26 protein-coding genes and 1 other RNA gene are annotated in these 24,694 nt (G+C 40.8%); 19 read left to right on the top strand and 8 right to left on the bottom strand.

Annotated features, from left to right (window positions below):
• Positions 1-62 precede the first annotated feature (62 nt).
• Entirely contained in the window at positions 63-680 is a 618-nt protein-coding gene (locus LCD34_RS00375) for a nitroreductase family protein (protein WP_008346464.1), read from the bottom strand.
• Positions 681-821: 141 nt separating this feature from the next.
• Here LCD34_RS00375 and LCD34_RS00370 point away from each other — a divergent pair, with 141 nt between their 5' ends.
• Both LCD34_RS00370 and LCD34_RS00365 read left to right on the top strand, forming a co-directional pair.
• Positions 822-1,154 carry a winged helix-turn-helix transcriptional regulator gene (locus LCD34_RS00370; RefSeq protein WP_224558392.1) on the top strand — a complete coding sequence of 111 codons (333 nt, stop codon included), beginning with the start codon at positions 822-824 and terminating at the stop codon, positions 1,152-1,154.
• A gap of 75 nt (positions 1,155-1,229) precedes the next feature.
• Positions 1,230-1,448 carry a hypothetical protein gene (locus LCD34_RS00365; RefSeq protein ID WP_003215921.1) on the top strand — a complete coding sequence of 73 codons (219 nt, stop codon included), beginning with the start codon at positions 1,230-1,232 and terminating at the stop codon, positions 1,446-1,448.
• A gap of 40 nt (positions 1,449-1,488) precedes the next feature.
• On the opposite strand, the gene LCD34_RS00360 is transcribed toward LCD34_RS00365, so the two are convergent.
• Positions 1,489-1,962 carry a germination protein GerT gene (locus tag LCD34_RS00360; RefSeq protein WP_008346468.1) on the bottom strand — a complete coding sequence of 158 codons (474 nt, stop codon included), beginning with the start codon at positions 1,960-1,962 and terminating at the stop codon, positions 1,489-1,491.
• Positions 1,963-2,048: 86 nt separating this feature from the next.
• On the opposite strand from LCD34_RS00360, the gene rarD reads away from it, so the two are divergent.
• The 4 genes from rarD (at position 2,049) to bshB2 (ending at position 4,350) form a co-directional block, all read left to right on the top strand.
• Positions 2,049-2,960 (top strand): EamA family transporter RarD, encoded by a 912-nt coding sequence (gene rarD / locus LCD34_RS00355; protein ID WP_224558391.1) that lies wholly within the window; start codon positions 2,049-2,051, stop codon positions 2,958-2,960.
• 78 nt (positions 2,961-3,038) lie between these two features.
• Entirely contained in the window at positions 3,039-3,320 is a 282-nt protein-coding gene (locus LCD34_RS00350) for a hypothetical protein (protein ID WP_035703270.1), read from the top strand.
• Positions 3,317-3,667 carry a YojF family protein gene (locus LCD34_RS00345; RefSeq protein ID WP_008346474.1) on the top strand — a complete coding sequence of 117 codons (351 nt, stop codon included), beginning with the start codon at positions 3,317-3,319 and terminating at the stop codon, positions 3,665-3,667. Before LCD34_RS00350 ends, LCD34_RS00345 begins: the two co-directional genes overlap by 4 nt.
• 17 nt (positions 3,668-3,684) lie before the next feature.
• Entirely contained in the window at positions 3,685-4,350 is a 666-nt protein-coding gene (gene bshB2 / locus LCD34_RS00340; RefSeq protein ID WP_138825934.1) for a bacillithiol biosynthesis deacetylase BshB2, read from the top strand.
• 21 nt (positions 4,351-4,371) lie between these two features.
• On the opposite strand, the gene LCD34_RS00335 is transcribed toward bshB2, so the two are convergent.
• The gene (locus LCD34_RS00335) at positions 4,372-5,739 is read right to left on the bottom strand and encodes an MATE family efflux transporter (RefSeq protein WP_048003184.1); all 1,368 of its coding nucleotides are present in this window, start codon (positions 5,737-5,739) and stop codon (positions 4,372-4,374) included.
• A gap of 59 nt (positions 5,740-5,798) precedes the next feature.
• Entirely contained in the window at positions 5,799-5,924 is a 126-nt protein-coding gene (locus LCD34_RS19525) for a hypothetical protein (RefSeq protein ID WP_003215647.1), read from the bottom strand.
• Positions 5,925-6,005: 81 nt separating this feature from the next.
• Between LCD34_RS19525 and cdaS the strand changes: the two genes are divergently transcribed.
• From cdaS to odhB, 7 genes are all read left to right on the top strand, one after another.
• Entirely contained in the window at positions 6,006-6,632 is a 627-nt protein-coding gene (gene cdaS, locus LCD34_RS00330; RefSeq protein ID WP_007500734.1) for a sporulation-specific diadenylate cyclase CdaS, read from the top strand.
• 402 nt (positions 6,633-7,034) lie between these two features.
• Positions 7,035-8,366 (top strand): LysM peptidoglycan-binding domain-containing protein, encoded by a 1,332-nt coding sequence (locus LCD34_RS00325; RefSeq protein WP_035392632.1) that lies wholly within the window; start codon positions 7,035-7,037, stop codon positions 8,364-8,366.
• A gap of 77 nt (positions 8,367-8,443) precedes the next feature.
• Positions 8,444-9,022 carry a superoxide dismutase family protein gene (locus LCD34_RS00320; protein WP_007500730.1) on the top strand — a complete coding sequence of 193 codons (579 nt, stop codon included), beginning with the start codon at positions 8,444-8,446 and terminating at the stop codon, positions 9,020-9,022.
• An 89-nt stretch (positions 9,023-9,111) separates the two neighbouring features.
• A complete protein-coding gene (locus LCD34_RS00315; protein WP_017367449.1) occupies positions 9,112-9,990 on the top strand; it encodes an ATP-binding protein in 879 nt (292 codons plus the stop codon).
• Between the two features lie 11 nt (positions 9,991-10,001).
• On the top strand, positions 10,002-11,918 hold the full coding sequence (locus tag LCD34_RS00310; protein WP_017367448.1) for a vWA domain-containing protein: 1,917 nt from the start codon (positions 10,002-10,004) through the stop codon (positions 11,916-11,918).
• Positions 11,919-12,142: 224 nt separating this feature from the next.
• Positions 12,143-14,977, top strand: coding sequence for a 2-oxoglutarate dehydrogenase E1 component (gene sucA, locus LCD34_RS00305; protein ID WP_035703265.1), 2,835 nt, complete (start codon positions 12,143-12,145; stop codon positions 14,975-14,977).
• A 14-nt stretch (positions 14,978-14,991) separates the two neighbouring features.
• Entirely contained in the window at positions 14,992-16,248 is a 1,257-nt protein-coding gene (odhB, locus tag LCD34_RS00300; RefSeq protein ID WP_007500721.1) for a 2-oxoglutarate dehydrogenase complex dihydrolipoyllysine-residue succinyltransferase, read from the top strand.
• Between the two features lie 31 nt (positions 16,249-16,279).
• Here the strand turns inward: odhB and LCD34_RS00295 are convergent, their stop codons facing one another.
• From LCD34_RS00295 to LCD34_RS00280, 4 genes are all read right to left on the bottom strand, one after another.
• A complete protein-coding gene (locus LCD34_RS00295) occupies positions 16,280-17,230 on the bottom strand; it encodes a bile acid:sodium symporter family protein (protein ID WP_008346493.1) in 951 nt (316 codons plus the stop codon).
• A gap of 150 nt (positions 17,231-17,380) precedes the next feature.
• On the bottom strand, positions 17,381-18,205 hold the full coding sequence (locus LCD34_RS00290) for a superoxide dismutase (protein WP_224558390.1): 825 nt from the start codon (positions 18,203-18,205) through the stop codon (positions 17,381-17,383).
• Positions 18,198-20,075, bottom strand: coding sequence for a prenyltransferase/squalene oxidase repeat-containing protein (locus tag LCD34_RS00285; RefSeq protein WP_224558389.1), 1,878 nt, complete (start codon positions 20,073-20,075; stop codon positions 18,198-18,200). The genes LCD34_RS00290 and LCD34_RS00285 overlap by 8 nt, the downstream gene beginning before the upstream one ends.
• Positions 20,076-20,175: 100 nt before the next feature.
• Positions 20,176-21,660 carry an aldehyde dehydrogenase family protein gene (locus LCD34_RS00280; protein ID WP_017359492.1) on the bottom strand — a complete coding sequence of 495 codons (1,485 nt, stop codon included), beginning with the start codon at positions 21,658-21,660 and terminating at the stop codon, positions 20,176-20,178.
• Between the two features lie 208 nt (positions 21,661-21,868).
• Here LCD34_RS00280 and LCD34_RS00275 point away from each other — a divergent pair, with 208 nt between their 5' ends.
• From LCD34_RS00275 to ssrS, 6 genes are all read left to right on the top strand, one after another.
• Positions 21,869-22,081: a DUF6501 family protein gene (locus LCD34_RS00275; RefSeq protein WP_017367443.1), complete on the top strand. Its 213-nt coding sequence runs from the start codon at positions 21,869-21,871 to the stop codon at positions 22,079-22,081.
• 49 nt (positions 22,082-22,130) lie between these two features.
• Positions 22,131-22,268 carry a YozQ family protein gene (locus LCD34_RS00270; protein WP_017359491.1) on the top strand — a complete coding sequence of 46 codons (138 nt, stop codon included), beginning with the start codon at positions 22,131-22,133 and terminating at the stop codon, positions 22,266-22,268.
• A gap of 277 nt (positions 22,269-22,545) precedes the next feature.
• Positions 22,546-22,887, top strand: a complete 342-nt coding sequence (locus LCD34_RS00265; protein ID WP_008346505.1) for a PH domain-containing protein — start codon at positions 22,546-22,548, stop codon at positions 22,885-22,887.
• A 177-nt stretch (positions 22,888-23,064) separates the two neighbouring features.
• On the top strand, positions 23,065-23,712 hold the full coding sequence (locus LCD34_RS00260) for an SDR family oxidoreductase (protein ID WP_017367442.1): 648 nt from the start codon (positions 23,065-23,067) through the stop codon (positions 23,710-23,712).
• 91 nt (positions 23,713-23,803) lie between these two features.
• Positions 23,804-24,304 carry a TraR/DksA family transcriptional regulator gene (locus tag LCD34_RS00255; RefSeq protein ID WP_224558388.1) on the top strand — a complete coding sequence of 167 codons (501 nt, stop codon included), beginning with the start codon at positions 23,804-23,806 and terminating at the stop codon, positions 24,302-24,304.
• A 133-nt stretch (positions 24,305-24,437) separates the two neighbouring features.
• Positions 24,438-24,623: non-coding RNA, 6S RNA (ssrS, locus tag LCD34_RS00250), on the top strand.
• The last annotated feature ends 71 nt before the right edge of the window (positions 24,624-24,694 follow it).

Below are 24,694 nucleotides of genomic sequence, written 5' to 3'. Positions count from 1 at the left end.
GGAAAAATAATATTCAGAGCAAATAAAAAAGCCCCAGCATGACGCTGAGACTGTGCCGTTTTTTATAGGAAATCAGATACTTCTTCGATGTCAAAACGATTGCTTTTGTGAGCTTCTTTTGCTGCTTTCCCGACAGAAATCAACATCACTGGTTCGTATCGACCACTCACATTGAATTCTTTTACGTACGCTTCTTTGCTGAAACCGCCCATTGCGCATGTATCATATCCCATTGCTTTCGCCGCAATCATTAACTGCATAGCAGCTAACGAAGCGTTTGAATACGCAGCTTCACGTGCATATTGCTCGCTTTGGTAAGCACCATTGATTTGCGTCATCAGTGTTTCTTTAATATCTTCTGTGATGAAGCCTTGTTCTGCTAGCTCACTGTAGATTTTTTCACCCTTTAGATTGGCTTCAAGGTCACCTAGCACAGCAATCACAGCTGATGCTTGAGAGACTTGTTTTTGGTTGTAAGCAATTGGAAGAAGCTTTGCTTTTGATTCAGCACTATGGAACACAGTGAAATGCCAATGCTGAAGGTTCCAAGCAGATGGTGCTTTTGTTGTGATATCAAGAAGCTCTTTTAACTCTTCTTTTGTCATTTCATGAGTTGTATCATACTCTTTTACTGAAGCTCTTTCTTTTAAAATGTCAATCGTTTTTTGATCGCTCGCCATATGGATATTTCCTCCCGTTTTTGCAAATAGTATGGTACAATAAATAAAAAAGTGAGAAACTTACTTATTGTAACTAGAGATATATTTTAAATTGTACACCGTTAGTTTGTCAAACGATTATGAAAAGAAAGGCTGAAATATATGGAATTTCAATTATGTCCAAACATTCAGCAAGCTTTTTTGCTTCTTGGCAAAAGGTGGAATGGTCTCATCATTCATGTATTGCTTGATGGTCCGAAGCGGTTTAAAGACCTGACGGACATTATTCCATCCATCAGTCAAAAAATGCTCGCAGAACGCTTAAAAGAGCTTGAGCAAGAAGAAATCATAAAGCGCACTGTACTTCCTGAAACGCCAGTCAAAGTCATCTATTGTCTAACCGAAAAAGGGAGTGCATTACATGGTGTGTTCGGAGAAGTATCGCGCTGGGCAGGGGAGTATGCTGGATCTCATGAAAAAAAGGAGCAAGCTTAGTTTTAGGTTTGCCCAAACGTTTTGTCTTCTAATGAATATGCTGATGTTAGGCACATGACAAAGGAGGAGAAAAGCATGTACCCTCATACTCCGTATTTTCGAGGCGGTGCCCCTGGCATTCCGCCATATGAATCTAGAGTCCCTTTGTTTTTTGGTTTTGGCGCTCCTTTAGTCGGCGGACTGCTTGGCGGATTTCTAGGAAGTGCGATTTTTAATTATCCTCGTCCATATTACCCGCCTCCACCACCGCCTGTTCCACCACCTTATGGCGGCGGATATCCACCATATTATTAAGAAAAAAGAGTAAGCCTGCTTCCATTTCAAAGCAGGCTTTTTATAATGGAATATCAATTTCAGAAATGCCTGGATCATCATGCTTTAAAAACATAATTTCTAAAATACCATCTTGATACGAAGCCTTCGTTCCTTTTCTTTTCACAGCAGCAGGCAGGACAACCTTCTTTTGTTTATTCTCTTCAGGAAAATGATCAATAAACAGCAGATTGGCTGTATGTTTGATTTTTACTTTTTCCGTGTTCGGACGATCGAGCTCTATTTTGACAAACACGTGATCTGTCGTCTCAAATACTTCAACATTCGGCTCTTTCTTTTTTTTATCGTCTGTCTCTCTTTCTTTCTGCTTCTGAGACAGCGGATCCTGAAAGGGGAATTGAGCAGAATAATTGGAGCCGAAAACACTTTCCATGACTTGATTGACATATTGCTCAACGTCTTTAGGATCTGAATTTTTTAACGCTTCTTTTGAAAATTGCTTTTGAAAAGGGAATAATCGGTTCCAGTCAAACATGCAAATCATCCTTTCTAAATGCCCTGAATTAGTATATGCCCATAATGTGATGTGCGTGCTATAATATACGATAGGTTTAGAAAGGAATGGTTAGATTGAACGAACAACAATCAAAAGGTGTCTTATATACGGCTGCATCTTTTACATTATGGGGATTGTTCCCATTATATTGGAAACTGATGGAGCATATTTCGTCAGGCGAAATTTTAGCGCACAGAATCATATGGTCCTTTGTTTTTATGTGCGGTATTCTTTTATATTTAAAGCAAGTCCGTCCAGCGATGCAGACTGTGAAAGGTCTGATGATAGATGGAAAAGCACTTTTTTCATTACTTTTATCGGCTATTTTAATTTCGGTCAACTGGTATGTATACATTTGGGCTGTAAATCACGATCTGATGCTGGAAGCGAGTTTAGGGTATTATATTAATCCGCTTGTATCAGTTTTACTAGGCATCATTTTCTTAAAAGAACGACTGAATAAAATGCAAACCACCGCCATTCTCATTGCTGCAGCTGGTGTCATCATCTCAACTGTTCAGTACGGCTCATTTCCTGTCGTGGCTTTCGTATTGGCTTTTAGTTTTGGGTTTTATGGACTGATTAAAAAAAGGATGAGCTTTACGAGTGCCATTGGATTAACCATTGAAACACTGCTTCTTGCACCAGCTGCGCTTGTTTACTTATTCTTCTTCTTAAAAGAACCTGTTGTCACGATGAATCCGAGCAGCTTCGGCTCTCTTGGGCTATTATTTTTTGCAGGTGTCTTTACAGCTGTACCGCTTCTTTTATTTTCTGAAGGAGCCAAAAGAATTCCTTTATACCAAGTTGGTATTTTGCAGTATATTGCACCGACCATTACACTCTTTTTGGGGCTGTTTGTGTATCACGAACACTTATCTGGAGCAAAAATCGTGACATTCCTCTGTATTTGGGTGGCGATTTTACTATTTACAACCTCTCAACTGCGAATGAAAAAAACAGCGAATTCTCATTAAAGAGACGAAGCAGTTTGCTTTTTTTTGCAGGCGGATCATGTCATAATAAGTTGTTACCAAAACTGTAGAGGTGATCACATGTCATCAGTCGATGAGCTTGCACACGCTTATCAATCTTTATGGAAAAATCGGCAGCTTGATGTAGTGGATATGACTTCATTACACGAGGCGATACGAGATGATTTGCTTGATGCACGCACCCATCCTCGCGCAAGAAAGTCATTACATCAAAAGTATGTACTCGCTGTGGAAAGAATTTTAGAAAGTGCTATTGAGCAGGGTCATCAACTACAGCTGATTAGCTTACATACAAAAAAGCTGCGAGAACTAATTCAAAATGAAGGAAGGAACCACTCATGAAACCAATTCAAACGGAAGATGTCACAGCACATCTTGAATCGTTTTTAAATCGGCCAGTCTTCGTTCATCTTGAAACGACAACTGGTTCTTATTCAGCTCATGTGAATGAGCAAAATATGACGGTCGTGGCGTATATCCGCAACGCAAAAGTTGTCTATTCACAGGCAAAAATAAAAGGACAAGGTCCATACCGTGTCGGAATGAAAACAGAAGATGGCTGGATTTACGCAGAAGGTTTAACCGATTACGTGTTTGATGAACAAGGTCGCCTGCTGTTAGCAGGACACCTGCCAGACGGAAAACTAGCGATCTCATTACAAATTAGTGAAACACCATTTCAGGTGTAGGAGAGAGGGGAACAGTGATGAACGAACATGTACTTGTGATGCTGCCTCACCCCGACGATGAATCCTTCGGGGTCGCAGGGCTCATCGCGCAAAGCAGAAAACGTGGAATTCCAGTGACGTATGCATGCGGGACACTTGGAGAAATGGGAAGAAATATGGGAAGTCCAACATATGCTAACCGTGAGACACTTCCTGAATTAAGAAAACAGGAATTAATCAATGCATGTAAAGAAATGGATGTCACAGACTTGCGAATGCTTGGTCTTCGAGATAAAACGTTGGAATTTGAAGATGATGAGTATTTAGCGGATGTGATGGAACACATAATTGATGAAGTGAAACCAACTCTTATTGTCACGTTTTATCCAGGTCATGGCGTACACCCTGATCATGATGCGACAGGTGAAGCGGTCATTCGTGCTCTATACCGCAAGAAAAAAGAAGACCGTCCCGTCACATACTGCATGGCCATTACGAAAAATCGAGAAGAAGTGCTAGGAAATGCCGATATTGTGATTGATATTACGGATGTAGCCGATATCAAATTAAATGCACTAAGAGCGCATAGAACACAAACAGAAGGCATGCTAAGAGAGCTTGAACAAAAGTTGAAAAACAAAGAACCAGTCGTTCAAAAATGGTTTGATGAAGAAATTTTCTGGACGTATCAATGGAATGACTAAATGAAAGGCAGCTGACTTCAGTCAGCTGCCTTTTCCTGTTGTATGAGAATGCATACGTCTTTCAATCAACCTAAGACGAACAAATAGGACGATGGCACCTGCGGCAAGCCCAGTAATCAGCCCAACCCAATAACCAAACGCTCCAAATGAGGTATACGTGCCAATCAAGTAGCCAGCTGGAAGGCCGATGACCCAGTAAGAGACAAACGCAGCAATCAGTGTGTAATTCACATCTTTATAGCCGCGCAGAGCCCCCTGAATGGGTGCAGCGATCGCATCTGACAGCTGGAAAAAGATCGCATACATCAAAAAGTGCTGTGTCATTTGTAAAACAGCTGATTCAGTTGTATATAAACCAGCGATCTCAGGTCTAAATAACAAGATGAGTGCTGCGGTACATAATGAGAACAAAACAGCTGTTGCAATGCCAATATAGCTGTAGCTTTTTGCGTCTTTATACCGCATGGCACCGGCTTCAAAACCTACAACAATCGTTAAAGCCATTGAGATACTAAGCGGCAGGATATATAAAATAGAAGCAAAGTTCATTGCTGCTTGGTGACTGGCGATTGTCACGGTATCAAAGTGACCCATTAAGAGTGTGACAGCTGCAAAAATACTTGTTTCAAAAAAGATCGCAAACCCAATAGGGATACCGATTTTCAGTATTTGACCCATTCGTGCGACGTTGAAGCGAGGTAATGTCTGAAACAACCGAAAGGATGCAAACGGTTCGGCTTTGATGACAATACAAATACTCATGATGAAAATCGCCCAATACGTCAGCGCAGATGCAAGACCTGCCCCTGCACCGCCAAGCTTTGGAAACCCAAAGTTTCCAAAAATAAAGAGATAATTTAAAACAAAATTAATAGGAAGTGCGGTTAACGTAATGAACATCGTTACACGTGTTTTTCCTAATGCATCAATGAACGATCTCATGACTGAATAACCAAAAAGCGGGATGATTCCAATAGCAAGGAAGCTGAGAAAATGACGGGCAATGGTTTCTACGGATGGTTCAAGCCCAAGTCGCCCTAAAATAAAAGGAACACACATCGATCCAATGACAATCACCACGATACTTAAAAGAAAAGATAAATAAATGGCCTGGAAGACCGCACGAGGAACATCTTCCCTGCGGCCGCCGCCCATCAGCTGAGCCACAATAGGGGTAACAGCCATTAAAATGCCAGCGAGACCAGTATAAACAGGTGTCCAAATGCTCGAACCGATCGCTACACCTGCTAGGTCTTCTGCACTCACTTTTCCAGACATCACCGTGTCTAAAAATGTGATGAGCGAAAGACCTGCCTGTGTAATTAAAATCGGAATCAATATGGTTAAAAATTGTGCCAACTTTGCTCGAATACTATTCGTTTCTCTCATCATAAGTTCCTCTCTGAACAGAAATAACGAGAGGAATTATATCACGCTATGTAAAAAAATCAATTCTCCGTCGGATTATTTTTCTTTGAGGGCTTCGTTTTTTTGAACATTTGGGCATAAATAAAAGAAAGACTGACAACACCTAAAATGCTGCAAGCATATTGAATCACTTTTTGAATGGTCATATTGAATTCACCTCCATGCAAATAGAATGTGCACAATTTGTTATTTTATGACACAAGCGAAAGAAGGAGGGACATGGTGAGATGATCAATCGCACAAATGAAGAAGCGATGTTTAAGTTAGAAATGAAATCTCATTTAACGCAAATTATGATGGATGCAAGGAAAATCGTCGAATCGCTTGACCAGACGGAACAATGCCTTCTTTGTGAACTCGAATCATTGCATGATCAGTTTAATGAAATGCATGCAGAGGCTTCCTCGTTTTATTTACAAGCATATATGGAAGAATTCACACCAGGTTTTGCTCAATTTTCTTTAGCCATTGAGAACTTATCAAAACAAAAGCATGGCGCACTGATTGTGATTCAAAGGAGAGATGAGGTGGAGGATTATATACAAAAAGGGACAAACCTCCATGCGAAAATTAGCGCATCATTAATAGAAAGCATTTTCTATCCTGGAAACCCACTTCATGATGGCGCCCTTTTAGTAAAAGAAAACACGCTTGTTTCCGCTGCAAATGTCCTACCGCTCACCTCAAAAAAAGTCAGCCCTTCTCTAGGCACAAGACACCGGGCAGCCATTGGACTTTCTGGCATGACTGATGCCCTTGTTCTTGTTGTATCAGAAGAAACAGGGAAAATGTCGTTTGCGAAAGAAGGCGTCCTCTATCCGTTAACTGTAAAAGATCAAGAAATCAGAAAGTAAACATGAACACAGCATTCTTCATTGGGAAGGGTGCTTTTTTTATTGAGAAGAAAAAACAGGCAATTAAGTAAAAAGTCATTTGATACAGAAAAATTTGTCATGTAGAATAGAACTATGAAACTAGCAACGTGCTTGTTTTGACAAATTTCTAAACGTCAACTTAAAAATTCCTTAAAAATTGTTTATAAATACAGCAAACAGCCGATAGAAACGATATGGCTTTGTTTTAGCATTTTGAGTTTGCTACTCTAACCTATTTAGTATTGCCCAACGTCTTCATGTCGAGTAATATAATAGAAATAAAGATAAAATAGTGCAAGAGAAGCAGAACCATTAAATGCTAAACTCAAAACTAGTACATAAGTCTTATGGAACGAAATCATGAAAGGCGGAGATTTATCTATGAAGAAAAAAGTAGTAACCGGCCTCACAGTTTCAGCGATCGCAGGCTCAGCTGTTATTGCTGCACCGGCAGAAGCACAGACGATCAAGGTGAAAAGCGGTGACTCACTTTGGAAGATTGCCGAACAGTACAACACAAGTATTTCGGAACTTCAATCTCTTAATCAATTAAAAACGACGATGATTTTTGCAGGACAAAGCTTAAAGATTCCTGGTGCAAAAAGTTCAAAATCCAGCTCATCAACAAGTTCAAAAGCAACGAAATCAAGTGCTTCAACAACATCTAGCTATACAGTCAAGCTTGGGGATTCATTATGGCTGATTGCGAAGAATCACAAAATGTCAGTTGCAAGTTTGAAAAGTTTGAACAGCTTAAACAGTGACCTCATTCGTCCTGGACAAAAGCTGAAAGTGTCTGGAACGACGAAAACGAGCGGCAGCCAGTCCACAAATTCAAACTCAACATCTAATTCTAGCTCAAGTAACAAATCAACGAATTCTAATAGTTCGTCGTCAGCATCTAGTACATATAAAGTGAAATTAGGCGATTCACTTTGGAAAATTGCCAATTCGTTAAATATGTCGATTGGTGAAATTAAAACATTGAACTCGCTAAAATCTGATATGATTTATCCAAATCAAGTATTGAAGGTAAAAGGAACGGTGACGTCAAAACCAAGTCAGCCGAAAGCACCTGCTCAACCTAGCACGCCTTCAAACAGCAATCAGTCTTCAAGTAGTAAAACAACATCTTATACGGTTAAATCAGGTGATTCATTATGGAAAATTGCGAATCAGTTTAAGGTGCAGGTTCAATCAATCCGCACAGCAAACAGCTTGAAAAGTGATGTGCTGAGAATTGGACAAGTATTAAAAATCAACGGAACAGCTTCCGGTTCAACTGGATCTAATGGTTCTACGTCAAACGGTTCAACAACACCGGTCAACAATAATAAAACTGACGTTCCAATGAATGCAAAAATCACGACAATGATTCAAGAAGGTAAAAAACTCACAGGCATTCCTTACAGATGGGGTGGCAATACACCAGCTGGATTTGATTGTAGCGGCTTTGTTTACTATCTCATTAATAAGGTTTCATCAGTATCTAGATTGAGTACAGCAGGATACTGGAATATGATGACGCCTGTCAGCACACCACAAGTTGGAGATTTTGTTTATTTCACAACGTACAAAGCAGGTCCTTCTCATATGGGACTATACCTAGGTGGAGGAGATTTCCTTCATGCAAGTGACAGCGGAGTAGGAATTTCAAACTTAAGCAATCCTTATTGGAAAAAAGCCTACCTAGGCGCAAAACGTTTCTTCTAAAAAAGCCGATTTTCGGCTTTTTTTGTTTGCCCGTTGCTGTGATTGTCCATACTGATATCAAAAGGGGGCAGTCATAAATGAAAAAGTCAGTGTGGATGATCATGATATGTTTGATCTTTACCGCATCAGCATGTCATGCACCGCCGAAAAAAGAAACGACAGAAGAAACAAGAGAAGTTGCCGCACCTAAACAAGCACCAGTCACAACGTCACTCATAAACGAAAGCGGGCAAAAAATAGGGAGCATTGAAATAAGAGAGTCCTCAGAAAATGGGCTGGATCTGCATGTGAAAGCGAAAGGACTGCCACCAGGTCCTCACGGCTTTCATATTCATGAAACAGGAATATGTGAAACGCCAGATTTTGAAACAGCAGGTGCACATTTTAATCCGACCCATAGAGAGCATGGCTTCGACAACCCAAAAGGGCATCATGCTGGAGATATGCCTAATTTAGAGGTAGGGGCAGATGGACAAATTGATGTTGTCGTGAATGTACCAGATGTGACGTTAAAGGGAGGCCCAAATCAATTAATCGATCAAAACGGGCGAAGTTTCATCATCCATGCAGAAGCAGATGATTACTTAAGCAACCCTTCTGGCAACTCAGGGAAACGCATTGCTTGCGGAGCCATCACAAAAGAAATGGTAAAATAACAGAAGACGAACCTTTATGTATTGAGTGCATAAAGGTTTTTTTAGTATACTTGGTGAGGAAAATGATCGAAGAGAGGAATTAATCATATATGTTTAACCAACCATCACTCCCAGAAGAAATTCAAGCAATGATCGAAGCAAAAGGAAAAGTTCTCGAAGAAGAATTTCGTCCGCTTATCGGAACAGGCGGCTATGAATCACAAGATACGTCTATTATTCAAGATGCCATGATTGCACTTGCCCTAGGAAAAAATGTTCTGTTAAAAGGACCGACGGGCTCAGGTAAAACCAAACTAGCAGAAACTTTATCCGCTTTCTTTCAACAGCCGATGCACAGTGTAAACTGCTCAGTTGACCTTGATGCAGAAAGTCTTATTGGCTATAAAACCATCCATAATGATGGACAAGTTGCTTCTATAGAATTCATTGAAGGACCCGTTACAAAAGCAATGAAAAAAGGACACCTTTTATATATTGATGAAATCAACATGGCAAAACCAGAAACACTGCCTATTTTAAACGGTGTGCTTGATTACAGAAAAATGATGACAAACCCATTTACAGGTGAAGTCGTTAGAGCAGAAGAAGGTTTTGGCGTGATTGCAGCAATCAATGAGGGATATGTGGGGACAGTGCCGCTCAATGAAGCACTGAAAAACCGTTTTGTCGTCATTGAAGTTCCTTACATTGGCGGTGGCATTTTAAAAGAAGTACTGCACACTCAGTCCGTATTAAAGGATGAGCGGTTAATCGATCAATTCGTACAGCTCTCATCAGATCTCATCGTCCAAGCACACAATGGACAGGTCAGTGAAGAAGCCGCATCCATTCGCGCACTGTTAGATACATGTGATCTTGCGCAATATATTCCGCCGCTTCGTGCAATTGAACGAGGAATTGTAGAGAAGCTAGAAGATGACCGGGAAAAAGCAGCGGTAAGAAATATCGCTCAAACATTATTCGAGTGAGGTTCTGACTTTTGAAATTCATCAAATTTAATGACAGCAGAATCGATTCATTTCTATTTATGGAATTAACGGATTTAGCCAAAACACTTGCCAAAAGTGATGATGTGGAGCTTGAATACGGTGTTCAATCGTACTATGAACCGTTTGAAAAGAAAATTTTCATCAGCCATTTTTGGGATGATCGTCATCAAGAGGATATGATGGCAGGCCTAAAAAGTGATGTGTTTCTGCGAGCAGTAGGGACAGTGTATAGCGATCTTACAGTGTTTGAAGACATCATTTCCTATGCCCACACATTATCCATTCCTGATGTGTGCAAACAATTGTTTATGCTGTTTGAAGATATCCGCATTGAAGAGCGGATTAAACGTGACCGCCCAGGAACAAAAAAGGTATTTAAACGGAGAAGAGAGCTTTACAGACGTCACTTTAAAACACAATTAACGATTAACCAAGAGCGCAGTATTTTAACAGATGCACTCTTTTGTGCGATATACGTGAAGCTGACAGCCGAATCTCCGCTTGAAGAAATTCCACCCCTTCATGAGCGGATAGATCCAATGATTCCGTTTATTGAGTCAAGTCTTGAACGTGTATATGACGCACGCTCGACATCTGATATCGCCATCATTGTGAAGGAATTGACAGAAGGCTTCGATGAGCTCCTTGAAAAGGATATGCTGAACACATACTTTTTCTTCCCAGAATTGGACTATGAAAAAGCGGCAAAAGAACCGCTTTTCCATGACCTCAAAAGAAAGCCAAAATTAAGTGAGGATATAAAAGTCGATCGGGAAAAAGAGGGGGATGAAGACATCCATAATGAATATATGGAAGTATGGCATAGAGAAACGGAAGCACCATCTAAAAGTTTCCTTCAATTTGATTTAGAACACGGTGGTAAAAGCGATCTCGGTAAAGATGCGGCAAGAGAAGGTGACGATGGAGATCAGGCGCTTGGAACGGTTCAAGGTTCAGCCAAACAAACCCATCGAAAAGACTATTCAAAGCTTGAAGCACTAGAAGAGGCAGAAGGAGAAGAAAGCGGGGCAGATTCGCATGAGAATGGAAAAGAAAACAAATATGCATTTCCAGTCATGATTTCACCAGAATCTCCTTCACCAGAGCAAGTAGATGTGTACAGGCAGCACGCAAAGGCAATCGAGCCTTATCAGAAACGCTTAAAACAAATGATTCAAAAAACACTTGAGCATAAAAAATCATGGCCAAAAACAGATCTTCATGCAGGACGTCTCAGTAAAAAGCTCATTCGTTATTTTACAGAGTCCAATCCTCGACTATTTTATAAAAAACAAGCGCCATCTTCTCAAATTGATGCTGTGTTCACTTTATTAGTTGACTGTTCTGCGAGTATGTTTGACAAAATGGATGAGACAAAAAAAGGGATTGTTCTGTTTCATGAAGCTTTAAAATCAGTGCAGGTACCTCATCAAATTGTAGGGTTCTGGGAAGATACAAATGACGCAACTGAAACAAGTCAGCCGAACTACTTTAACACCGTCGTATCGTTCAAAGATTCCTTATTTGACGCAGGACCATCCATCATGTCACTTGAGCCAGAAGAGGATAACCGGGACGGCTATGCGATTCGCCAAATGACAAAAATGATTTTAAAACGAAGAGAAGAGCAAAAGTTCCTCATTGTTTTCTCAGACGGAGAGCCGGCTGCATTCAGCTACGAACAAAATGGGATCGTGGATACACATGAAGCGGTTCTCGAAGCGAGAAAAAAGGGAATTGAAGTCATCAATGTGTTTTTATCCAATTCTCCGATTGAAGAGGCGCAGATGAAAACGATCCAAGATATGTATGGCAAGTTCAGCATTTTTGTACCGGATGTCGATACATTGCCAGATGTGCTATATCCATTACTCAAGAAATTGCTGCATAAAAGCATTGGGGCATAAGGTTTTGCCCCTTTCTTTAAAATATTTTTCGGAATGATTTAAATTTTTTGTTTTTCTTTGAATTTTTTATCTTTAATTGAACAAAGAATGTAGAAAGTAATCCGAAACAGTGGTAGAATATGATTGGAAGCGTTTTATTACATAAATTTGGTCATTGTGTTCTGGAAGTTATATCGAGATAGTGTTCAATCACTTGATGATCAAAGTTGGGGGTAGTGTTCAAAATGTTTCAAAATGATGTGAAACAACCGTTGAGTTGGGAAGAATTTCATGGTCCGAACCTCGGCTACGTGCTCGAGCTCTACGATCAATATGTCCAGGATCCTACTAGTGTTGATGAAGACATAAGAGGCATATTTGATGAACTTGGTGCACCACCGAGTGAAATGAAGGAGGAAATTGGGAAAAAAGAAAATAGCGTAGTTACTTCTGAACAAATCCAAAAGATAGCATCAGTCGTTAAACTGGCAGAAGACATCAGAACGTATGGCCATTTAAATGCTTCCGTCAATCCTCTTCGCAAAGAAAAGGAATTACAAGAGCTGTTTCCATTAAAGGAATACGGTTTAACTGAAGAAGACGTTAAGAATATTCCAATATCAATTATTAGTCCAGATGCACCTAAACACATTTCAAACGGCATAGAAGCCATTAACCATTTGAGAAATACGTATAAGCGTACCATTTCATTTGAGTTTGATCATGTACATGACTTCGAAGAGCGCAACTGGCTCTCTAAATCTATTGAGTCTGGTGAATTATTTAAGAAAAAACCAGCAGATAAACTAGTTTCTGTACTCAAAAGATTAACAGAAGTCGAGCAATTTGAGCAGTTTCTTCATAAAACATTTGTTGGACAAAAGCGTTTTTCTATAGAAGGATTAGACGCACTTGTTCCAGTACTTGATGAAATTATATCCGAGTCTGTTACACAAGGGACTTCAAATATTAACATTGGAATGGCACATAGAGGCCGTTTAAATGTATTAGCACATGTGTTAGGAAAGCCATATGAGATCATTTTCTCAGAATTCCAGCATGCGCCTAATAAAGAGCTTGTACCATCAGAAGGCTCTATCGGCATCAGCTACGGATGGACAGGGGATGTAAAATATCATCTCGGTGCTGACCGCCAAATCAAAGATGAAGATACAAAGAGTGCAAGAGTCACACTTGCCAATAACCCAAGTCACTTGGAATTTATTGATCCGATTATTGAAGGAAGCACTCGTGCTGCTCAAGAATCGCGTACTCAAAAAGGCTATCCAGTTCAAGACGTTGAAAAAGCGTTAGCCATCTTAATTCATGGGGATGCTGCATTTCCTGGAGAGGGAATTGTCGCAGAAACATTAAATTTAAGTCAATTAGTCGGCTATCAAGTGGGGGGAACGATCCATATCATTGCCAACAATATGATTGGATTTACCACAGAAAGCAATGAATCTCGTTCAACGAAATACGCTAGTGACCTTGCAAAAGGTTTCGAGATTCCAATTGTTCACGTCAATGCAGACGATCCAGAAGCTTGTTTAGCAGCTGTTCAGCTGGCGGTAGAATACCGTAAACGGTTTAAAAAGGATTTCTTAATTGACTTGATTGGCTACCGCAGATATGGCCATAACGAAATGGATGAGCCTTCTACTACTCAGCCAATGCTGTACGATGCGGTCAGAAAGCACAAAACGGTCAAGAATATCTTCGCAGATAAGCTTGTCACTGAGGGCCTTCTGTCAAAAGAACAAAGAGAAGAAATTGAGCAGGCTGTCACGGCAAAAATTGAAGAAGCTTATAAAAAAGTACCTTCAAAGAAAGAACATACGATTCAAGAAATCGAACTGCCAGAGCCTGTATCTAACGGCTTCCCTGCAGTTGATACATCTGTAGAGTTTGATGTATTAAGAAAGCTGAATGAAGAATTAATTAGCTGGCCGAAAGACTTCCAAGTATTCGGTAAGCTAAAGCGGATCCTTGAAAAACGTGCAAAAGTGTTTACAGATGATCGCAAAGTGGAATGGTCACTTGGTGAAGCACTGGCATTTGCATCTATATTAAAAGACGGTACGCCGATTCGAATGACCGGACAGGATTCTGAGCGAGGCACATTTGCTCAAAGAAACCTTGTTCTTCACGACAGTCAAACGGGTGATGAATTCATTGCTCTTCATGAACTGAGTGATGCAAATGCATCATTTACAGTCCATAATAGTCCACTGTCAGAAGGCTCTGTCATCGGGTTTGAATATGGTTATAATGTCTATTCTCCTGAAACATTAGTGATTTGGGAAGCTCAATTTGGAGACTTCGCAAATGCGGCTCAAGTGTATTTTGATCAATTTATTTCAGCAGGCCGCGCCAAGTGGGGACAAAAGTCAGGGCTTGTGATGCTCTTGCCACATGGATATGAAGGACAAGGTCCAGAACATTCTAGTGGAAGAACAGAACGCTTCTTGCAATCAGCTGCTGAGAATAACTGGACAGTTGCGAACCTGACAAGTGCAGCTCAATACTTCCATATTCTTAGAAGACAGGCGAAAATGCTGCTTCGTGAAGAGATTCGTCCTCTTGTCATCATGACACCGAAGAGTCTGCTTCGAAACCCGAACACATTATCCGAAGTCCAAGAACTAACAGATGGACAGTTCCGTCCAGTTCTTGAACAGCCGGGCCTTGTGCATGATCATGAAAAAGTAACACGCCTTGTGCTATCGAGCGGGAAGGTATCGATCGATATTAGTGATCGTTTTACTCAAATGGAAGACTCAAAAGATTGGCTTCATATTGCGAGAGTGGAACAATTATATCCATTCCCAGCCAAAGATATTAAAGCCATTTTATCAAAACTGTCGAACTTAGAAGAAATCGTATGGGTGCAAGAAGAACCGCAAAATATGGGCGCTTGGGGATATATTGAGCCATATTTACGTGAAATTGCATCTGAAAAAGTAAAAGTACGTTACATCGGCCGCAGAAGACGTTCAAGTACGGCTGAGGGTGATCCAACTGTTCATAAAAAAGAACAAGAACGAATTGTATCTGATAGCTTGACTCGCAAAAACTAAGGGGGAAATGAAAAATGGCGGAAATTAAAGTACCTGAACTAGCGGAATCAATCTCGGAAGGAACAATTGCTCAGTGGCTAAAACAGCCGGGCGATTATGTTGAGCAGGGGGAATACCTGTTAGAACTTGAAACAGATAAAGTCAATGTCGAATTGACAGCTGAAGAATCTGGTGTTCTAAAAGAAGTACTGAAAGATTCTGGTGACACTGTCCAAGTTGGAGAAGTCATCGGAACGATTGCAGCAGGTGAAGCTGGCGGAAGCGAGTCCGCAGCTCCAGCACCTGAGCAAGATTCTGCACCAGCTTCGAAAGAAGAACCAGCAGCTGAACAAAAAGAAGAGGCAGCAAAAGAAGAGCCGAAATCTGGTAATGGCAGAACGATCGCTTCTCCAGCAGCTAGAAAACTAGCGAGAGAGAAGGGGTTAGACTTATCTGAGATTCCAACCGCAGATCCGCTGGGCAGGGTACGAAAGCAGGATGTAGCTTCTTACCAAAAGAATGAAGCTCCTGCAAGTGCACCGAAAGCCGCGCCAAAAGCAAATGCTGCGGTGCAAAATGATCAAGCAGGGAAACCAGTTGAGCGTGAAAAAATGTCACGCCGCAGACAAACCATTGCAAAACGTTTAGTTGAAGTTCAACAAACGGCAGCGATGCTGACAACATTTAATGAAGTCGATATGACAGCTGTCATGGATCTAAGAAAGCGTCGCAAAGATGCCTTCCTTGAACAAAACGATGTGAAACTGGGCTTCATGTCCTTCTTCACAAAAGCAGTGGTAGCAGCACTTAAAAAATATCCACTTCTCAACGCAGAAATTCAAGGTGATGAGCTTGTCATTAAAAAATTCTATGACATCGGTATTGCTGTAGCCGCCAATGAAGGGCTTGTGGTACCAGTTGTCCGTGATGCAGATAGACTATCATTTGCAGGAATTGAAAAAGAAATCGGTCATCTTGCGAAAAAAGCAAGAGATAACAAATTATCGCTCAATGAATTACAAGGTGGATCATTCACGATCACAAACGGAGGAACATTTGGTTCTCTGCTTTCAACACCAATTTTAAACAGTCCTCAAGTTGGAATTTTAGGTATGCATAAAATTCAGCTTCGCCCTGTTGCAATTGATGAAGAACGCTTTGAAAACCGTCCAATGATGTATTTAGCTCTTTCATACGACCACCGTATTGTCGATGGTAAAGAAGCTGTTGGGTTCCTTGTCACGATTAAAAATCTACTTGAAGATCCTGAACAGCTATTGCTTGAAGGATAATCGAAAGAAAAAGCTAGTACCGATGAGGGTACTAGCTTTTTTGGTCTTTATTTTCTGAGTAGCCTCTTTTTGACCAAAATGTTGCCAGCCAAGAGCCAGATAAATTATGCCATACGCTAAAAATGGCACTGGGAACGGCGGCAAGTGGAGAAAAATGTGCGGTTGCAAGGGCTGCGCCAAGTCCAGAATTTTGCATCCCTACTTCTATTGAAATTGCTCGTTGAGAAGGAATGTCCATTTTACACCATTTTGCAATGAGGTAACCCAATAATAGACCAAGAGCATTATGTAAAACAACAACGGCAAAAATAAGCAGTCCAGATTGCAGAATCTGTTCTTTATTTGCACTGACAACAGCTGCAATGATGGCGACAATGCCAGTAACAGATACAAGCGGGAGTGCTTGTACAGCATACGTCACTTGTTTTTTAAAAAACAATTTGACGATGACACCTAAAATAATCGGAATTAAGACAACTTGGACAATCGACAAAAACAAAGCACCCGGTGATACAGATAACCAAGATTTTGCAAAAATATAAATAAAAACAGGGGTCAAAATGGGAGCAAGTAGGGTCGAGATCGTTGTCACGGCAACAGATAAGGCCGTATTCCCTTTCGCTAAAAAGGTCATTACATTGGATGCAGTCCCGCCTGGACAGCAGCCGACGAGAATGACACCAACAGCGATTTCAGAAGGCAAATGTAACCCATAGGCCAATAAAAATGCTATGAGTGGCATCAGTGTATACTGCGCTAAAACCCCGATCAATACATAAAGAGGCTTTCTAAAAAGCTCTTTAAAATCTTCAGAAGACAGCGTCAGCCCCATGCCAAACATAATAATGCCCAGTAAAAAAGGGATATAAGGTCCAATCAAAGAAAATGCCGCAGGAAAAGTAAAACCTAGACAAGCAAAGACAATGACCCATATAGCGAATGTTCTTCCTGCAAAGTGACTAATGTGTAAAAGGGTGTTCATACTATCTTTCAACTCTCTTTCTTTTCATATCTTTTCTATTTTAAATGAATTTTCTGAAAAAACAACCTATGATTTTGTAATGGGTGTTCATAATATTATTATGTTAACTAATAAAACCCACATAGTAAATGAACTATGTGGAGTATGCGATCAAAAAGGTGTCCATTTCACTTGTTGAGCCTGTTTTAGTCTTGCTTCTGGCTCACGCCAGTCAACGACATTCCACCACCGGTCTACATATTGCGCCTTTTCATTTCGATATTGGAGGTAATAGGCATGCTCCCACACATCAAGAGCAAGAAGGGGGATGATGTCCCATTGTGAGAGGAACTGATGGCGTTCTGCTTGTAAAATGTCTAAACGCTGAGATCGAGGGGACCATACAAGAATCGCCCATCCGACACCTTCTACTTGTTTGGCAGCAGCTGAAAAATGTGACTTGAACGCCTCATAGCTGCCAAATGATTGATCAATGAGACGAAGCATTTGACCAGTAGGTTTTCTTTTCCCTGAAGGACTCATGGAAAACCAAAAGATACAATGTAAATAATGTCCTGCCCCATGAAAGGCAAGCTCACGTTCCCAATGCTTGATTATGGTAAAGTCGTTGGTTCTTCTTGCTTTTTTTAGCGCAAGTTCAGCTTGATTTAGACCATCAACATAAGTTTGATGATGCTTTTGATGGTGCAAGTACATGATTTCTTTTGAAATATAAGGTTCGAGCGCGTCATACCGATAAGGCAGTGGTGGTAACTGATGATTTCCAGCTGCTACATCGCGCACTTCTTCGTGTGGATGCTGCATGTCTTCTGCAATCCTTTCGGCTAGTTCGTACCATTCTTGTTCACTGGAATCATCATCCTCCATTTTGAGTCGTAAATGTTCCACTTTTCGATGGATATTATCATCTTGCCACACATGTTGAATCGTGCTAAGCCACTCTTTGAGCTGTGAGCGATATTCTTCTTTATTCATGTATACGCCTCATTTCCTCTAAAAATGTAGAACAAGCCATCATCGGAAACACAAATGGGTAGCTATGATAGGTGATGTAAAATTGTTTTGGCAGTCCAATGCCGACCGGATAGTACATGGCTTCTTCAGTATGGTGATGGTTCACTAAAAAGGAGACAGCTTTCAAAATGGCTGCGTTATTTGCTTTCTCATATTGGAGGAGCGCCTCTGTCGCCCATGCGGTTTGAACCACTGTGCCAAAGGAAAGCGGGACATAGGTTTTCAGTTCTGCACTTTTACACGATTCTCCGAAACTGCCATCTTCAAGCTGAATCTGCTTTAGGAAACGGCACGCTTTTTGCACAGCAGGGTGTGAGGAGGGAATGCCAGCCGCTTTCAGTCCTGTTAACGCTGCCCAAGTTCCATAAATATAACAAACACCCCATCTGCCAAACCATGATCCGTTTTTCTCCTGGTGGTCAATGAGCCATTTTACACATCGATCTTTTTTCCTGAGAATCGAGGGTGAAGCAGTATCTTTTTCTTCTAAACCAATCAAATGGAGCACACGACCAGTAATATCAGGAGTTGACGGATCAATCGCCGCATCCTCCGCAGATTCAAGCGGAAGGTGACGAAGCAGAAAGTGATCTTGATTTTTTTCGAAAGCAGAAAAGCCGCCATCACGGTTTTGCATGGAGAGAAGCCAGTCATATCCTCGTTTCCACTGAAGTGGAGCGTATTTTTTTGGGATCGCTTTTAACACAATTTGCGTGTCATCACAATCAGGATTATTCGTATTGATATGTGAGAAACCAAAGCCACCAGGAGCAGCATGCCGGTTATGAACTGCCCAATCCGCTTTCTTCATTTGCTGGCGGTCCAGCAAATAGTTGAAGGAATTCATGATCATGGGATCTTGTCGTTTTCTTCCTGCTCTTTGAGAAGCGTAACTGACAAGCGCTGTATCCCACACAGTCGAGGTGGAATTCTCAGCATATATCTTGCCTTGACAGGAGGTGACGAGCTTTTTCATACCTCTGACTGCTTTTTGGATGAGATGATGTCCAGGGGAGTACCCAAGGCTCATGAGGGCATAGACCATAAAGATGGTTGCACTTAAGTAACTGTACAGCGTCCCATCTTTTTCAAGACGGTCAAACATATATCGCTTTGCCGCTTCATATCCGAAAAAGTCGATCCGGCTGTCGAGGGCTGTATATGACCGCATATACATGAGGAAGTGATCCGTCGAACGTTCTTCTCTTGCCATAAACCAGTCAAATGGATTTTTAGACATGTTTTCATCAAGATGGGCTAATGATGGAAACGTAGCATGAGAGGTATACCGTTTGTTCAGTGCGATCATCATGGGTACAAAATGAATCCTTGCATAGGCACTAAGGTGGTAGAAGTGTAGCGGAAAAGACGTAGGGATGAGTAAAAAGGAAAGAGGTGCATAGAAGTAGGGCCAAGGGTGCATGCCATTTACGGCAAGCATCCACTTTGTCATAAAATGAACGTTCTTTAGTCCACCTTTTGAGCGAATATATTGTGCTGCTTTTTCCATATGGGGCTCGTCTTTTTGAAATCTGCCAGATGCGAGCATGCCGCAATAACCTTGTACTGTAGCTGTGAGATGTCCCGACTGGTCATGATACAAAGAAAAGGAACCATCTTCATTTTGTTTGGCATGTATTGCTTCGGCCAATTGATGGATCAATTGCTGATCGGGGTCACCAACGGCTTTTAACAGCATAATGAAAAAAGCATTTGTCATCATAGGTCCTTCAAAGCAGAAAATAAATGCGCCATCTTCTCTTTGTCTGCGTTCTACCTGCATGTGCAGTTCATCGATATATTCGTAGACTCTCGTTTTAAAATCTTGCATTCGGCCATGCTCCTTTCCTTTATCACTATATTCAGGAGTCGGCCTGTCACATGCCAGCACAAAAAAAGCCGATGACATCGTCATCGGCTTTCTTAAATGATTAGTCTTGCAGATTAATCCACACGCTTTTGACTTCTGTATAGTTGTTAAGGGCATATGATCCCATTTCTCTGCCAAGGCCTGACTGTTTATATCCGCCAAACGGGGAGGCGGCATCAAAGACATTATAGCAGTTGACCCAAATGGTTCCTGCTTCTAGGCGTGCAGCGATATCGTGGGCATGCTTTAAGTTTTCTGTCCAAAGTCCTGCCGCTAACCCATAGTCAGATTGATTGGCCCGTTCGACCACTTCATCAATGGAATCGTAAGGAATCGCAGATAGAACTGGGCCGAAGATCTCTTCTTTTGCGATTGTCATTTCATCTTCTACATCTCTAAAGACAGTAGGGGAGACGAAATAGCCTGCTTCATAAGGGCAGTCACCACCGACTACGGCTGTTGCACCTTCTGACTTCCCTTTTTCGATATAACCTAACACACGTTCATGCTGCTCTTTACTCACTAGAGGCCCAATCTGGGTATCATGATGAAGACCAGCTCCTTGTTTTAATGATGTCGCATATTTAGCCATTTGATCGACGACTTCATCATATTGGCTCCGGTGCACAAAGACCCTTGATCCTGCACAGCACACTTGGCCTTGGTTAAACATCACGCCGTTTAATGCACCTGGAATGGCTTTCTTTAAATCGGCGTCTGGTAAAATAATATTCGGCGATTTTCCGCCAAGCTCTAAAGTAACACGCTTGATGGATTTGGCTGCTTTCTCCATGATCAATTTCCCAACACTTGTTGATCCAGTGAAAGCCAGTTTATTGACATCAGGGTGATCGGTTAATGCTTCACCAGCTGTTTCACCAAATCCAGGAACGATGTTAATCACGCCTTCTGGGAATCCGGCTTTATCCACTAATTCAGCTAAATATAAAGCAGATAGCGGTGTTTGTTCGGCTGGTTTTAAAACGATGGTGCAGCCTGTTGCTAGTGCAGCACCCATTTTCCACATGGCCATGAGCAGCGGGAAGTTCCAAGGAATGATTTGTCCCACAACGCCAACAGGCTCATGGCGGGTATAATTAAAATATCCCTGGCTGACAGGAAGGGTTTGTCCAGTCATTTTCGTGGTCCACCCTGCATAATAGCGCATGTGCTCAATGGCAAGAGGGATATCCGCATTGGTTGTTTCATTAATTGGTTTTCCATTGTCAAGTGTTTCCAGCTGGGCCAGTTCTTCTTGGTGTTCTTCCATTAAATCTGCCAGCTTAAACATCAAGCGGGCACGTTCGGCTGCAGACATAGAACGCCAAGGTCCATGGAACGCCTTTTTAGCAGCTTTTACTGCCTCATCAATGTCGGCTGCACCTGCTTCATATACATCAATAAGGGTTTCTCCTGTGGCAGGGTTAGGCGTAGAGAATGTTTTGTTATCATGACTTGTGACAAACTGACCGTTAATGTAGAGTTTTTTCGTACCTTGGAGAAAAGATTCGAGTTTTGAACTGATTTGAAGTGTTGTAGAGCTCATAAATAAACAAACCTCCTTAAAGATATGGGTTGTTCTGCGAGTTCTAGGTGGAAAAAGTGGACATGAAGCAATTTTATACGCACACATATGTAAACGTATACATTTATCATATTACACGACATCTTTGAAAGCAATCGATAACACTCATTGCATTTCACGAAAAATTGGCTACAATAAATGTATAGATGAAAAAAGGAGTTTTTAAATCATGATCCATCAAAACTGGCAAACGGCTGAAACGGTAAAACAAGTAAAATGTGTACATACAAATGCGAAAAAATATATGGTTGACCGGGCATTAACGGTTGGACACACATATGATGTGAAAAATGAAACAGAGGAATTTCTCTTTGTCGTTGATAATACGGGTAAAGTAGGCGGGTATTACAAAGAGTATTTCGAAGACAATTCTGCTGAATGATTTTGAGGGTCATCACTCATACTAAGAAAAACAGTAAAGGGTGATGATAATGAAAAAGCAGCAGCAAGAAGAGCAAAAACATCAAAATGCTTGGCATGACAATGAAGATGCTGATATGGCGATTACGCTTGAGCAGATTTCTGATGTGTATGCCGAAGGAACGATTGATACCCCGAAAGATGAATAGTCATTTAAAACAGTGATATTACATAATCACTGTTTTTTTATGGTCTCATAACGAATGATTTCTTGAAAAAAAATGAAACTTTTTTCCTGCTTTAACAGTCTAAATAAGTAGAGGAAAGAGCATCGGATCAAAAAGAAAAAGTTAAATGAAATTTAATCTATTCGTAATGGAATAACGACGATTTATAGCGTATTCTATAAGTGAGAATAAAACGTACCCACAGAGCCGTGTGGCCGTTTTGTCATAAAGGAATTTGATGCAGGAAGAGGGGGTTTACGTGGGTATTTTTTCTGTCAGTAAACAAAATGATCATAAAAAATTCGAATCCTTATTAATTGAAGGAGAAAGAATTGAGGCTGTTTACAGACTGCGTCACGACCAAATTTGTTTCACTAATAAACGACTGATCTTTGGCGATAACCGCGTATTTTCTAAAAAGAAAGTCAGGGTCTCCTTGCCGTATCGATCAATTGAAAGTTTTGCCATTCAAGAAGCTGGCGTGTTTGATCAGGACACTGGTATGCTGCTTGTTACAAGCTCAAAAGTATTTGAACTCGATTTTTCTAAAGATACAGATTTGAGTGACGTGCAGGCCATTTTAACAAAACATCTTTGCTGATCAACGATGCGATTACATAGATCACATGCACTTTTCTCATTCTTTGTTCTTATTTTTATCTATCGCATATCCCTTAAGCTTTTCCCATTACAGTGGGAAAGGCTTTTTTCTATTCGTGTGTTTGAATCACATCAAAAAAGGATAAAGATGAAACAGATACAGAAAGGAGAATGAACAATGAAAGTATTAGTTGCTGGAGCAAACGGACATACAGGGAGACTTGTCATTCGATATTTAAAAGAAAAAGGACATGAGCCGCTTGCTCTCATTCGAGATGAAAAACAAGCAGATGCGCTAAAAGAACTTGGTGCAGCGCCTGTCATCGGTGATCTTGAAAAGGATGTGACAGATGCTGTGAAGCAAGCAGAAGCTGTCATCTTTGCAGCTGGTTCAGGCTCAAAAACAGGTGCAGATAAAACCATCGCTGTTGATCAAGAGGGGGCAAAACGCCTCGTTGATACAGCCAAAAAAGAAAATATTCAGCATTTTGTGATGCTGAGTTCTTATAATGCCGACGATCCTCATCAAGGAAAAGGACAAGGCAGTATGGAGATTTATTATGAAGCGAAAAGAAAAGCCGATGAACATTTAAAACAGTCTGGTCTTTCTTACACCATTGTGCGGCCAGGAGCACTGCTGCATGAGGAGAAGACAGGGAAAATAGAAGCGGCGGCTCATATTCCAGACGATCGTGACATTGAGATTTCCAGAGAAGATGTAGCCACTGTTTTAGTGGAAAGCTTAACGGAATCCAATGTGAAAAATAAAGCCTTTGACTTAATCAAAGGTGATACACCAGTAGAAGAAGCACTTCGCAATCTTTAAATGAAGAAAGCTGCTGCCAAAGAGGCGGCGGCTTTTTTGATGTTTTCATTTCGCATGGAGCGGGAAGGTAAAAAGAAAGGAGTGATTGACCGTGAGCTTAACGAAAGAGCAAAAAGCTGATTTGTATGAAAGACTTATTCAATTAAAAGAAGATGTGAAAGGATCAAAAAAGAAAGAAGAATCCATGCTGGCCGAATCGAATGAGATTTCAAATGGTGTTGGAAACCATATCGCAGATCACGGAAGCATCTATTTAGACCGCATGACCGAACAGACGCTGGATCAAGTCGATGATCAGCTCGAAGGTGAAATTGATGCAGCGCTTAAGCGGATGGAAGACGGAACATATGGAATTTGTGAAAAAACAGGAAAAGACATTCCATATGAACGTTTGAAAGCAGTACCCTATACTCGTTATTCAATTGATGCAAAGAAAAATGAAGAAACCAATCAAGATCCAAATGAATTTGACCGTTCGTTCTCTGAGCAAATGCGTGATTTAACAAATAGAGAAACAATGGATCAAATGCGTTCAGATACGTATGAAAGGCTAGAAGAAGAGCAAGATGTTGATGTAGATGAGGAAAAATAACATGATGAGAGGAATTTATGTTTTCTCAACATAATGTTTTCCCCCGTCTACATAGACAAAAATCTTGTATACATGAGTATTTTTTTAGAAAAAACATATCTTGAAATTTAATAAACTTTCGTGTAGTATAGTTTAAAGGCTGCGATGCGCGTAATGTTAATTAAGTTTTAACCTTTAAGCTGTAATAGGGAGTTTTATATTGAATCCGGAATGTCACGCCTCCTTCGAGAGGAAGACAGGAACGTTTCTGCAAACACCCACTTTGAGGAGTGGTGGTTTAAAACTTTCTTACTTAGATTACGGCATCCGCAGCTTTTCCTAGGATGATTCAAGCCATTTTCCATTTTTGGAAAATGGCTTTTTATTTTGTCCAAAATACGATTTTGAACA

It is taken from the genome of Bacillus sp. RAR_M1_44 (genome assembly GCF_020165935.1).
In the GTDB taxonomy this organism is placed as follows: Bacteria; Bacillota; Bacilli; order Bacillales; family Bacillaceae; genus Bacillus; species Bacillus altitudinis.
The sequence above is the reverse complement of the archived record's forward strand: the minus strand, read 5'-3'. Positions and strand labels throughout refer to the sequence as shown.